Here is a 12,465-nt window from a genome sequence, read left to right as displayed (position 1 = left end):
CAGGTGGGACTGTCCTGAACGGTCACGCCCTGAGCTGCTAATGCGGATTGTGCCTACAGTTCGCCTATGTCTCTCTTCAGAAGCCTGGCCACCGCCAAGGCGGGCCATGTAACCGTCAGTAAGGTGTTCATGGCGTCGATCATTCTTGTCTCGGCGGTTGTTGGTGGCGTGGTGGCGAGCTTGCTGCCGCTGGGCAAAGTCCCGCTGATCCTCGCTGAGGGGCATGCTCAGCTCACCATTGACGGGTCGGGTTCGTTCCAGCCGGATGATGGAGTGTTGGCCTTACTTCCGGCTGACGTGTGGTGGACCGACAGCAGCGGTGGCGATCATGTCGGAGGTCGTCCCTCGTGTCTTTGGGACGATAAGGACAAGGGCAATGAGAACAAGTGGTCTCGGGTTGAGGCCGGTTATCGGTGGATGGAGATGCCGAGCGGTGGATCTTATCCCTTGGTCGCGTGGCTCAAGTGCCCGTAGCCTGCGGAATATACGCGGAATGATCTTAGTGGTCGGGGTCGTACAGCATGGCCACGCCGCAGGTTAGGAGTTACGAACAGGCGGGAACGGTCACGCACTGTAAACCGTCGGCACTCCGATTTTGGGAGCCAACTTGGGAGCCAACGGGCCGTATGACCCCGAACCGAGCTGGATTGATACGAACAGGCGGCCCGTCCGCGACCTGCGTGGCGAACTGGTCTGAACGCTCTCGGACGTTGTTTGGGGACCTACGGATCAGAAGGTTGGGGTTTCGAGTACCTCCGGCCGCACAGCAGGTCAAAGGCCCTCTGGGATCATCCCGGAGGGCCTTTTTCATGTCCGTACAGCAACGGGGTCTAACGGCCGCTACCGATCGAGTGCCCTGGGTCTGCTCCACATGAGAGGTATCCGCCGCAGAGGAGAGGGAGAGCGTGACCGGGATTCGCATCCTCACGTTCAAAGCCTGGCGAGAGAAGCGCTATGTCGGCCTGGCGGAGGTTCTTATCTCCCTCGGCCCCGTGCTCGAAGGCTATCGTTGGCAATTGATCATCGACTGGCTGGTCTCTCCACAGGCTGAAGCGATCACCGAGGCCACGGCGGACTCGCTGGTGACCACGGGTCGTCTCATCGAACTGTTCAGCGTGGAGTGCCAGCTCATCGATGGAGAGCTTGTCGGCCACGGCGACAGCCCGTCGGTGCCGGAGGTGAGGATCCGAGCGTTCGACAGCGGCCACTGGGATGTGCAGACAGACAGCTCTGAGCTGTTGGAGAAGATCGTCACGCTCTATCCCGACGCACAGGAGCTTCCCGAGTGGTGAATCCGCGAGACATGCTGCGGAAGGCCCTCCAGGAGTGGCGCATCCTGGAGGGCCTTCGTCGGTCGTTCCGTGTGGGTGATGCCGTCCAGCGGTCGCCTTCCTCGGTGTCGAGACTGGCGTTCAAGCGATCGAGCGCTTTGCGGGTCTCGGGTGACGGGATCTGCGTGTAGACATCCATGGTCATCGAGATCTGCGAATGGCGCATGATGCGCATGGCGACCCGGGGGTGAACGTCGAGCAATCTTGCTAACGCCAGTGCTAACAACAGGTCTGAACGAACCTGGACGACCGTGGACCGAGGGACTCCGTAGAGCCTGCCCAAGCAGGCCCGGAAAACGGCAGTGGACGGTCCTGAACGATCGTGTTCTAACTCGTAATGAAGAGGCCACAGGCCGAGCCTGAGATAAGAGGCATCCAGAAGCAGCAGTAACTACATCACACCTATCAGGTGGATATTTGTGGCCGTTAGGCTCTGGGTCATGAAGCGTTCGATCATCGCGATGTTGGCACTTGTCTGGATGGGCATCGTCATGATCGGTGCTGGTGTAGCCGCTCATGCCGGCCTGTTCCCTTACGGGTGCACCGCTGACGATGACCGGCTCGCCGCCTCTCTGAGCATTCTCAGCATCCTCGACGCCCATCCGGCAAACGCGACACCGCAGAAGGGGCGCAGTAGCTCCTGTGACAGCGATGATCGGATAACGTCCGTCGGACAGACGTATCGGCCCTCGGGGCCGCGAGCCGACGTGCTGTCCTTCTACCGAGATGTTGCGATCAAGGATGGGTGGGCGCCCCCTCTGGATGATGACGGTGAAGGGGTGAGTTGCTTCACCAAATCCGTCGGCGGGAGAGGGGTTGAACTCTCGGTGTGGTTTTTGGACGAACTGGGAGAGGAGTACGGCGATGACTACGACGTGGACGTGACCTCTTCCCTGGACGGGGGAGGCTGGTGTTGACGCTTGGATGCTCCTGGCGAGGTGTCTGCCCTTGCCTACGGATCAGAAGGTTGGGGTTTCGAGTACCTCCGGCCGCACAGCAGCAAGAAGGCCTCTGAGTAGGGATTATCCGCTCGGGGGCCTTCTTCTTTTCTTAGTCGTCCGGGGTTCTTGCTAACACCCTTGCTAACAGGGGCTCTCGGGTGGCTCCCACTACTGGCCGATGGCATTGGGAGGCCAACACCGACGCCGGGTTCTTTCATCTGCGCATCCACACCGACAGGCTCAGCGTGAACGCAGTCGCGGACGAGATCATGAACGCCTACGACCGGCTACGGACGGCCGAGTCTCCTCACGGGCAGGAGCGCCATCCGTGAGCCGTGCCGCAACCTCAGTCGGAATCAGATCGAGCTGCCACTAGGTTCCGCAGTTCCGGCACCGGGCACCATCCGGTAGAGGACGCTGATAAGACCGCTCGACACGGCTGTGCTCACACTCGGTGCCGCCTGGATAGCTGCGGCCACAGCGCTTCGCCGTGACATCGATGATCACGACAAGCGGCACTTCTCTGGAACTGGTCTGCCCGCTCATCGGGCTTGCCCTAGAAGGATCCGTAGCCACAACTGCTCGGTCTCGCGGGTCTGCAGCCAGGAACTTTCATGTACGGCGATGCCGTCGTGCCGGTAGGTCCGGCGGACGAATGCCAGGCCGCCGGCCATGCAGAACTCATAGGTGATGCGTCGGCACGGGCAGGTGTGCTCCCGGATCCGGTCGGCGCGCGGAGCCTGCGAGCGCCATGCCACGCGCTCATGCTGGCTTTGCAACGGAGCAACGTGGAGCGAATGGTAGGTCTCGGTCAGGTGGCCCAGATCGCTCATGGCCTCACCGCCGCGCGTCTTGTTCGCGGAGGAGCACGACGAAGGTGGGAAGGTCGTCGGCGCAGACGGTTTGCAGGAGACCTGCCTCGACTTGTGAGTTGGTGAGCATCTCGCCTCGTCGGGTGCCGTAGAAGACGCCGGCATCGCTGCGGAACACTGCCCAGGCCGGGAAGGTCGTACGGAGCGTGTCGAGGTCGCTGGTCACGGAGGTCATGGCATGACAGTAGGCCAACATGTCCTATCCTGTCTATACCATTCCTAGGAATTGTTGTTCTATGTTCGCAGGTAGGAGCATACCTAGAGTCGTCTTGTGATCGAATGGGACCCCAGGCTCTACAAGTGGGAGCAGATAGCGAACACCGTTGCCGAGCGCATCAAAGACGGCACCTACCCACCCCTGACGCTGATCTCCGAGGTGAAGCTCCAGGAGGAGTTCGACGTTGCCCGGATCACCGTCCGCAAGGCCATGGAAGCCCTACGAGGGCAGAAATTGATCACGACCAAGCCCGGCAAGGGATCGATTGTCACGCCTGCCGACGGTTCGTGACCGGATAGAACGCTAGCCTCGGCACGCTGAGTCGAGACGGCAAGCCGAAGGGCAGACCGAGCATCGGCATGCTCAGGGCGAACCCTCACCGGTGAACCGCCTGCGCCCGTTGTGTCGGTGGGCGCTGCGAGCATGACGGGATGATCGCGACCCCTGACGACTACTCCCGGTTCCCCTCCGAGCACCTCCCCGATCTGGGGGGCGCCTACTGCTTCACCTACGTCCGCGGCCGGACGCCTGAGGAACTGGTGACCCGGCTCGGCGTCCGGGTTGAAGACCGCTCTCACATGACGCTTGACGAGCTGACCCGGGATTCCTACTCCAGCGCTTACGAGCGGCGAGCCTTCGGTGCCGTCGCTGTCGGAGACTGGGTGCTCATGGTCGAGGCCAACGGCTCGCTCGGCGTCACCGACGAGATCATCACACCGCTGTCGGCGGGCACCCGCCTCGTCTCCCACTTCTACCTCGACATCAAGTGCATGGACTACTTCCACTGGCTCGAAGACGGAAAGACCCGATTCGAGTATCTGAACCAGGACGGCTACTCCCACTGGATCAAAAACGGAAAGATCCAGCTTGAGTTCCCGCACTATGAAGGCTACTCAGAGGAGATGCCGGACGAACTCGCAGAGACCATGAAGCGGATCGACTCCGTCTACCCACCACACACCTACCCCCACGAGGGGCCGGCGTTCCTCCTGGCCGAGCGCCTCACCGGGATCACGATGACGCCGCGGTTGCTGGAGGAGTCCACCTACCTGTGCGGAGCCGTTTCCGAACCGAGGTGAGCGGAACCCATCGGCAGCGACCCCGGCGAATCGGCCGCGGCCGGTGGATCACTCTGCTGAAAGTCCCTGCGGAGTCCACGAAGGCTCTCTACTTGCAGACCTGTCGTGCCAGGCCATCAGGACGAGAAAGCCTCAGCGGACGTGACGCCAGATCTCCGAGGGAACAGTGCCAACCGAGCCAAGATCATCATGAGTCATGGGCTGCGGATGAGAACTTTCTGTACGTCTTCTGAGGTTCCCCCCGTACTACAGCCACCGATGGTGTGGGATCACGAGGTTGCGTCTGAGGGCTTGTAGAGCTCCTCGAACGCGATTGGGCTGTTCATGTCGATGCTGGAATGACGCCTATACGGGTTATACCAGCACTCGATCCATTCAAACATCGCGCTGGCCAACTCGGCTCTTGTTGACCATTTGTTAACGTCGAGCAGTTCGAGCTGCATCGTTCCCCAGAACGATTCCATCATGGCATTGTCGTAGCAATCGCCGACGGTTCCCATCGAGCCGAGGAGTTCAGCATCACGGAGCCGTTTCCCGTACGAGAACGATGTGTACTGTGTTCCGTGGTCAGAATGCAGGATCGTCTTCCTGCTGGGCGGGTTACGGCGGGCGACGGCCATGACCATCGCGTCGACGACCAGAGCGCTGGTCTGGCGTATGTCGATAGAATGGCCGATGATGCGACGAGAATAGGCGTCCATGACAGCGGCGCAATACAGTTTCCCTTCGTCGGTGGGGTGCTCGGTGATGTCGCTGACCCACAGCCGGTCCGGCGCTTGCACCGTGAAGGCCCGGCGGACCAGATCCTCCTCGGTGGCGGCGTTGACGAGGTTGCGGCGGCCCTTGCGCCGGTAGATGCCCTGGATGCCGGCCTCACGCATGAGCCGTTCGACGCGCTTGCGGTTGACCTCCAGGTCCAGGCCGAGCGTCAGCTCCGCGTGGATCCGCGGCGAGCCGTAGCTGTAACGTGACGTCTCATGGATGTCACGGATCAGCTTCAGTAGTTCGGTGTTTCTTTGGTCGCGTGGTGACTGCGGCCGGCCAACCCAGTCTTTGTAGCCCGATCTGGAAATGTTCAACACCCGGCAGGCCACCGCGACAGGAAAGTCGTCATCGGCGAGTTCACGGACCAGCGCGTACCCTATTTTGGGAGCACGTTCTCCCGGGCGAAATACGCAGCCGCCCGCTTGAGGATCTCATTCTCCAGCTCAAGCTGCCGGGTTCGGCGCCGCAGATCGGAGAGCTCCTTCTTCTCCGCGCTGGTCAGCTGCGCACCGCCGTTGTCATCGGTGTCGGCCTGGCGCATCCAACTCCGCAGACAGGAATCGCTGATACCCAGGTTTTCAGCAAGGACAGAGACCGGTTTATCACCCTTACGGGCAAGTTCGACGGCACGCTGACGGAACTCGATCGGGTGAGGTGCAGGCACGAAGCACTTCCTTCCCAGCCGACACAGGGTCAACTCAGGTGAGGTGGCCGTGCTACGGGGGGAAGCTCATTCAAAGGCGATCCTCCTGCGGCGACCCGCCGCGCTGCGGGCGGTCGCTGGCCGCGCTGCGGCTCTTCGGCCGGTCGCGGCCAGCACCACCCACGCGCTTAAGATCACCAGACGGCAGACCACGAGAGACCAAGAAGCTTTTTGTCAGCGTCGTTGCGGTAGCGGCCGTGACGATCGCCCACTTCGGCGATGGCCGTAGCCGGTTGGGCGATCGGCTGCTGCGGCCTTCGTTCCTCAGGCCTTGCCACCGGGCAAGTGAGGGCGGCTGACGGCAATATCCGCCACAGCTGCACGTCAGGCAGCATCGATACTCTCTATCTCAGTTCCCGGTAGATGAGCAAGGGAGATTGTCGAACCTGAAAAGCACGAGGTCGGCAAGTCGATTCCGCCTGGATTACCTTCGCCGAGAGCGCGGATGCCCAGCGCAGATCATCGGTCGGCCATCGGGTTAGCGGCGATCCTTCGGGCGATCCAGGCCCGCAGCATCCCCGCTCAATGAATGTCCCCTTTTAATCCATTTATGATCTATGTTGTATTTTAGTGTGTATATAATCAAACCTGTGCTCGTTGTCAATAATTTTTCTTGTCCGTAAGAGGACAATTATTTCCTTACTTTATGGTCAACCTCCGCGTGTTTTGTGGCGTCTTTATCCGGCAAGAGCCGGGCGCGCAAGGGCAGGAATCAGACGTTGGCGACAAGTATTCAAGAAGTTCTTGAAGAGCTAAATATCTCCTCGACCAGCTGGTGGGACAAGGGGGATAAGTTCGAGCGATTGATCGCGGCCTACCTGCGTACGGACCCCTCGTGGTCCAGCCGGTTCGGTCAGGTCTGGCTCTGGAACGACTGGCCCGGACGGGCCGGAAAGCCCGACACGGGCATTGATCTCGTCGCCCAGGAGCGCGAGACGGGCGACCTGGCCGCCATACAGTGCAAATTTTACGACCCCAGCCATTCTCTCCAGAAAAGCGACATTGATTCGTTTTTCACCGCATCCGGCAAGAGTGGCTTCTCTTCACGCCTTATCGTGTCCACAACGGATAAATGGACCAAGCATGCGGAAGATGCCCTAAGAGGCCAACAAATCCCCGTAACACGCCTGCGGGTGCAGGATCTGGATGAGTCGAGCGTCGACTGGTCGCAGTTCAGCCTTGACGCCCCCGAGGTGATGAAGCGCAAGGACAAGAAAGACCTGCGCCTCCACCAAAAACTCGCGCTGACCATGGTGCGCGAAGGCTTCCTGTCTCACGCCAGGGGCAAGCTCATCATGGCGTGCGGCACGGGCAAGACACTGACCTCGCTCCGCATCGCCGAGGACCTTGTCCCAACGGGCGGCAGCGTTCTCGTGCTGGTCCCGTCCATCTCCCTGCTCTCCCAGACGCTGAAAGAGTGGACCGCAGAGGCCAAGGTGCCGTTGCGGCCGTTCGCCGTGTGCTCGGACACCAAGGTGGGCAATCGGAGCGATAACGAGGACATCTCCCCGTACGACCTCGTCTTCCCCGCCACGACCGACACCGCCAAGCTGTATACCCAGATCACCGGTGGAGGCCCGAAGGGGAAGATCACGGTCGTCTTCTCCACCTACCAATCGTTGCCGGTGGTCGCCGAGGCCCAGCGCAAGGGTCTTCCCGAGTTCGACCTGGTCATCTGCGACGAGGCCCACCGCACCACCGGTGTCACCCTGGCCGGCCAGAGCGAGTCGAACTTCGTCAAGGTCCACGACCAGCAATACGTGAAGGCCGCCAGGCGCCTGTATATGACCGCCACCCCGCGCCTGTACGACGACAGCAGCAAGTCCCAGGCCGAAGACGGCTCCGCGGTGCTCGCGTCCATGGACGACGAGGCCCTCTACGGGCCGGAGTTCCACCGCCTGGGCTTCGGCAAGGCGGTGGAACAGGGATTGCTCACCGACTACAAGGTCCTGATCCTCACGATCGACGAGGGCGTAGTCGCCAAGACCCTCCAGGAGGGCTTTTCCGGCGAAGGGTCCGAACTGGCCCTCGATGACGCGGCGAAAATTATCGGCTGCTGGAACGCGATGGCCAAACGCACCGGAACCTTCGCTGACGGTTCCGGATTTGCTGAGGGCGAGGAGCCGATGAAACGCGCGGTGGCCTTCGCCCGCTCCATCGCCGACTCCAAGCAGATCGCAGAGCGGTTCAACGACATCGTTGACGCCTACGACGGTGCGGACGATGACGTACTTCGCTGCGAGGTCGACCACGTCGACGGTACGTTCAACGCCCTGACACGCAACACGAAGCTGGACTGGCTGAAGCAAGACCCCGGCCCGGCCACGGCCCGGATCCTGTCCAACGTCCGGTGCCTGTCCGAAGGCGTCGACGTCCCGAACCTGGACGCCGTGCTCTTCCTGCACCCCCGCAACTCCGTGGTCGACGTCGTCCAGTCCGTCGGCCGGGTGATGCGTCTGACACCTGGCAAGAAGTACGGCTACATCATCCTGCCCGTCGCCATCCCCGCCGGGATGTCGCCGGAGAAGGCTCTGGTTGACAACAAGCGCTTCAAGACGGTCTGGGAGGTCCTCCAGGCCCTGCGCGCCCACGACGATCGCTTCAACGCGACCGTCAACCAGATCGACCTGAACAAGAACAAGCCCGATAACAAGATCGGCATTGGCCGTATCGGCCCTACCGACGAGTCGGTCGGGGGTGCGGACGGCTCCGGCACCGCCGAGAGCGACGAGGCCGCCAAGGACAAGGCAGCCCAGAGCGCTCAGCACATCCAGGACGCGCTGTTCTCCATCAGCGACTGGCGGGATGCTATCTACGCCCGCATCGTCAACAAGGTTGGCGAGCGCCACTACTGGGAGAAATGGGCCGAGGACATTGCCCAGATCGCCAACCGCCACGTCACCCGCATTAAGGCCGCTCTGGCGATCCCCGAGAAGAAGGCCGCCTTCGAGGAGTTCGTCGGCGAACTGCGCTCGAACATCAACCCCGGTGTCGGCGAGGCCGAGGCCATTGACATGCTCGCCCAGCACATCGTCACCAAGCCCGTCTTCGACGCCCTGTTCAAGAACTACGGCTTCGCCGAGCACAACCCCGTCTCCAAGGCCATGCAGCGGATGCTCGACATCCTCGACGACCAGGGCATGGACGCCGAGACCAAGTCCCTGGAGGGCTTCTATGCCTCGGTGAGAGTCCGCGCCGAGGGCATCGACAACGCCGAGGGCCGGCAGCGCGTCATCATCGAGCTGTACGACAAGTTCTTCAAGACCGCTCTGAAGAAGACCGTCAAGGCGCTCGGCATCGTCTACACTCCCGTCGAGGTCGTCGACTTCATCATCCACTCCACCGAGCAGGCCTTGGCCAAGCATTTCGGGCGCTCTTTGTCCGACGAAGGCGTTCGGATCATCGACCCCTTCGTCGGTACCGGCACCTTCCCGGTCCGCCTCCTTCAGTCCGGCCTGATCAGGCCCGAAGATCTGTTGCGCAAGTACGCGAGCGAGCTGCACGCCAACGAGATCGTGCTCCTCGCGTATTACATCGCCGCCATCAACATCGAGGCCGCCTTCCACGACCTCGTCGGTGGCGAGTACCGGCCCTTCGAGGGCATCGTCCTCACCGACACCTTCCAGCTCGCCGAGGGCGCCGCCACGTTCGATGGGATGGAGGTCCTGGAGGGCAATAGCGAGCGCGCGAAGAAGCAGAAGACACAGGACATCACGGTCGTCGTCGGCAATCCGCCGTACTCGGTGGGGCAGGATAGCCAGAACGACGACAACCAGAACCTCAAGTATGAAGAGCTGGACGAGCGCATCGCCAGCACATACGCCGCGCAGTCGACGGCAACGCTGAAGCGGAATTTGTACGACTCCTATGTTCGGGCCATTCGCTGGGCTTCCGACCGAATCAAGAACGAGGGAGTCGTCGCGTACGTTTCCAACGGCGGCTATATCGATGGCAACACTTTCAACGGGCTGCGCAAGTCCCTGGTCGACGAGTTTGACGCGATCTACTGCTACAACTTGCGGGGCAACCAACGCGCCGCTGGCGAGCAGTCCCGCAAGGAAGGCGGCAAGATCTTCGACTCAGGCAGCCGAAACACCGTCGCTATCCTGATCCTCGTCAAGGGCGGCAAAGGCTCCGATATGGGCGCGGGGTGCACGCTGTACTACCGGGATATCGGGAACTCCCTCAGCCGTGAAGACAAGCTCCGCATCGTCGGCTCGCAGCGCCTAGACACGGTGGACTGGCAGCAGATCAAGCCGAACACAGACGGGGACTGGATCAACCAGCGAGACGAGCGGTTCGCCACGTTTCAGGCGCTTGGAGAGAAAGACAAGGTTCGACGTATGGAGCCCATTTTTCGGCTTCACACGAACGGCGTCGTGACTGGACGAGATACTTGGTCGTACAATTTCTCCGAAGTGAAACTCAAGGAGAATATGAAGTCAATGATCGACTTCTACAACTCCCAGGTCCAAGGGTTTTCTGAATATTGCCAGGTAGAGAAGATTACCTCGCCCAAACCTTCCGATGTGAAGGGGTACATCGCTTTCGATCCGAAGAGGATCAGTTGGAATCGCGCTGACGAGGGAGCTATCGCGAGGGGGAAGCGTTACACATTCAACAATGAGCGAGTTGCTTCGGCTGCTTACCGGCCGTTCACTAGGCAGCACCTCTACATGGACCGTCAGGTCAATGCAACAGTGTCACAGGTGCCCCAGGTATTCCCCACGCCGGAGCACGAGAACTTCGGCTTCTACATTACCGGAACGGGCTCTGACGAACCGTTCTCCGTCCTGATGACTGACGCCATCCCTGACCTACATGCGGTCGGGACCATGAGCGTTGGCCCCCACTTCGCCCGCTACACCTACCGTGAGCTCGGTAAGGGCGACGACCTCTTCACCGCCTCCGAAGAAGAGGGCGGCTACGAGAAGGTCGACAACATCACAGATGCCGCCCTCGCCACCTATCGCAAGGTGTACGCCGACTCCGCGATCACCAAGAACGACATCTTCTACTACACGTACGGCCTGCTCCACTCTCCCGACTACCGCGCCCGCTTTGCCGCAGACCTCAAGAAGTCCCTTCCTCGAATCCCCAAGGTGAGCGACTTCCATGGCTATGCCGAGGCCGGCCAGAGGCTCGCCGACCTGCATATTCACTACGAGCAGGCCGAGCCGTACAAGGGCATCGTGGAGAAGGTCTCCGGTAACGCAACTGGCACCTCGCCCCGCGAGCTGTACTACGTGGCGAAGATGAAGATCCCCAGGGTGAAGGGGGAGTCGGACCGCTCGACCATCGTCTACAACAACCGGGTCACTCTCACCAACATCCCGGAAGAGGCATACCGCTACCAGCTTGGCGCCCGCTCCGCCGTCGAGTGGATCATTGACCGGTACCAGGTGAAAGTCGACAAGGACTCCTGCATCACCAACGACCCCAACGACTGGTCCGACGATCCGCGCTACATCATCGACCTCCTCAAGCGGATCGTGACGGTCAGCCTGGAGACGATGAAGATCGTGGATCAGCTCCCACCACTGGAAATCTTGGAGTAGCCGACCACCCTGGTTGTAGCAGCGGCGATTGCCCCCTGCATGTGCCCATTGAGCTTCTTAAATTAGCCCACTTAGGAGAAATGGTGACTAGTAGCTCTGAATCAAATCTCGACATTACGATCAATTCGACGATTTTAGGAGATGTCGAGGTATCAATCGAAGTCGACGGCCTCCCGTTGAAGTGGGATATACTCAGCGAAGTTTCTCGCCTATTCGAGGAAACCGAAGGCGTGCGCGAGACGCGGACCATCTACGATGCTGTAGAACTACCGCCTGACAGCACGGGTGCGGCACCAGAAGCTGTAGGAATCTGGGCGCTTCTAGGCGGTGGATGCGCATCCTTAGGAGTGGTCCTTAGATATCTAGTGCAGTACGCCAAGCTGAATCGACCGAATATCCACATCAAAGCCAAGATTAATGGCGAAGATGTAGAGATAGATATTGATCAAGTTCGGGCCATCGATGATGTCATTCGCCTTGTTGATGCACTTAAGACTGACGCCGCGGCCAATGTGGGTAAAACAAAACAAATTGAGGGTGGGTAAAGCCCGCCGCCGAGCAGGCGCGCACCCAGCGCGCGTGGGTGATCGAGGCGCTACAGAGCAAGTATCCAGCGGCGTGTGAGCACCTGGAGGCCGCCCGCGGTGAGCTGCTGGCCTTCGCGGACTTCCCGCGGGAGGTCTGGCGGCAGATCTGTCCGAACAATCCCCAAGAGCGGCTGAACAAGGAGATCCGCCACCGCACCGATGTGGCTGGAATCTTCCTCAATCGCACCTCAATCATCCATATTGTCGGTGCGGTTTTGGCCGAGCAGACCGACGAGTGGACCGAGACCTGCCGCTACATGGGTCTGGACGTGCTGGCTAAGACCCGGATGCGTGTTATCGCAGGAGACACACCGCGACAGAAACCAATTCCGCAGATGCTTACCGCTTAGCCTGCAGAAACAGGATCACGCGGAGATCAATTCATACACCACTCCGCTGGACGTGACCGGTA

General features: G+C 60.7%; 12 protein-coding genes and 1 pseudogene. 9 read left to right on the top strand and 4 right to left on the bottom strand.

From position 1 onward, the window contains the following. Positions 1-66: 66 nt before the first annotated feature. The 4 genes from OHA77_RS19890 to OHA77_RS19875 all read left to right on the top strand — a co-directional run bounded on the left by OHA77_RS19890 (position 67) and on the right by OHA77_RS19875 (position 2,604). Positions 67-474, top strand: coding sequence for a hypothetical protein (locus tag OHA77_RS19890; RefSeq protein WP_406319573.1), 408 nt, complete (start codon positions 67-69; stop codon positions 472-474). A gap of 431 nt (positions 475-905) precedes the next feature. Next, positions 906-1,292 carry a hypothetical protein gene (locus tag OHA77_RS19885; protein WP_406319572.1) on the top strand — a complete coding sequence of 129 codons (387 nt, stop codon included), beginning with the start codon at positions 906-908 and terminating at the stop codon, positions 1,290-1,292. 479 nt (positions 1,293-1,771) lie between these two features. Beyond that, positions 1,772-2,248: a hypothetical protein gene (locus tag OHA77_RS19880; protein ID WP_406319570.1), complete on the top strand. Its 477-nt coding sequence runs from the start codon at positions 1,772-1,774 to the stop codon at positions 2,246-2,248. A gap of 182 nt (positions 2,249-2,430) precedes the next feature. Further along, positions 2,431-2,604, top strand: a complete 174-nt coding sequence (locus OHA77_RS19875) for a hypothetical protein (protein ID WP_406319569.1) — start codon at positions 2,431-2,433, stop codon at positions 2,602-2,604. 210 nt (positions 2,605-2,814) lie between these two features. Here the strand turns inward: OHA77_RS19875 and OHA77_RS19870 are convergent, their stop codons facing one another. Together OHA77_RS19870 and OHA77_RS19865 are read right to left on the bottom strand one after the other, a co-directional pair. Next, a complete protein-coding gene (locus tag OHA77_RS19870; RefSeq protein WP_406319568.1) occupies positions 2,815-3,105 on the bottom strand; it encodes a hypothetical protein in 291 nt (96 codons plus the stop codon). A gap of 4 nt (positions 3,106-3,109) precedes the next feature. Then, complete coding sequence (locus tag OHA77_RS19865; RefSeq protein ID WP_406319566.1) at positions 3,110-3,319, bottom strand: hypothetical protein; 210 nt, start codon at positions 3,317-3,319, stop codon at positions 3,110-3,112. A gap of 96 nt (positions 3,320-3,415) precedes the next feature. Between OHA77_RS19865 and OHA77_RS19860 the strand changes: the two genes are divergently transcribed. Both OHA77_RS19860 and OHA77_RS19855 read left to right on the top strand, forming a co-directional pair. Further along, the gene (locus OHA77_RS19860) at positions 3,416-3,652 is read left to right on the top strand and encodes a GntR family transcriptional regulator (RefSeq protein ID WP_406319564.1); all 237 of its coding nucleotides are present in this window, start codon (positions 3,416-3,418) and stop codon (positions 3,650-3,652) included. 140 nt (positions 3,653-3,792) lie between these two features. Beyond that, a complete protein-coding gene (locus tag OHA77_RS19855) occupies positions 3,793-4,440 on the top strand; it encodes a DUF6461 domain-containing protein (protein WP_406319562.1) in 648 nt (215 codons plus the stop codon). 269 nt (positions 4,441-4,709) lie between these two features. On the opposite strand, the gene OHA77_RS19850 is transcribed toward OHA77_RS19855, so the two are convergent. Both OHA77_RS19850 and OHA77_RS19845 read right to left on the bottom strand, forming a co-directional pair. Continuing rightward, entirely contained in the window at positions 4,710-5,534 is an 825-nt protein-coding gene (locus OHA77_RS19850; protein WP_406312888.1) for an IS3 family transposase, read from the bottom strand. Between the two features lie 47 nt (positions 5,535-5,581). Continuing rightward, positions 5,582-5,869, bottom strand: coding sequence for a transposase (locus OHA77_RS19845; RefSeq protein ID WP_406312792.1), 288 nt, complete (start codon positions 5,867-5,869; stop codon positions 5,582-5,584). A gap of 842 nt (positions 5,870-6,711) precedes the next feature. Between OHA77_RS19845 and OHA77_RS19840 the strand changes: the two genes are divergently transcribed. From OHA77_RS19840 to OHA77_RS19830, 3 genes and pseudogenes are all read left to right on the top strand, one after another. After that, on the top strand, positions 6,712-11,466 hold the full coding sequence (locus OHA77_RS19840) for a DEAD/DEAH box helicase (RefSeq protein ID WP_406319561.1): 4,755 nt from the start codon (positions 6,712-6,714) through the stop codon (positions 11,464-11,466). A 41-nt stretch (positions 11,467-11,507) separates the two neighbouring features. Next, entirely contained in the window at positions 11,508-12,011 is a 504-nt protein-coding gene (locus tag OHA77_RS19835) for a hypothetical protein (protein WP_406319559.1), read from the top strand. A gap of 59 nt (positions 12,012-12,070) precedes the next feature. Further along, a pseudogene (locus OHA77_RS19830) lies at positions 12,071-12,403 on the top strand (transposase); the annotation flags it as partial. Between the last annotated feature and the right edge of the window lie 62 nt (positions 12,404-12,465).

It is taken from the genome of Streptosporangium sp. NBC_01639 (genome assembly GCF_045209755.1).
Taxonomy (GTDB): domain Bacteria; phylum Actinomycetota; class Actinomycetes; order Streptosporangiales; family Streptosporangiaceae; genus Streptosporangium.
This window is presented reverse-complemented; position numbering and strand designations above follow the sequence as displayed.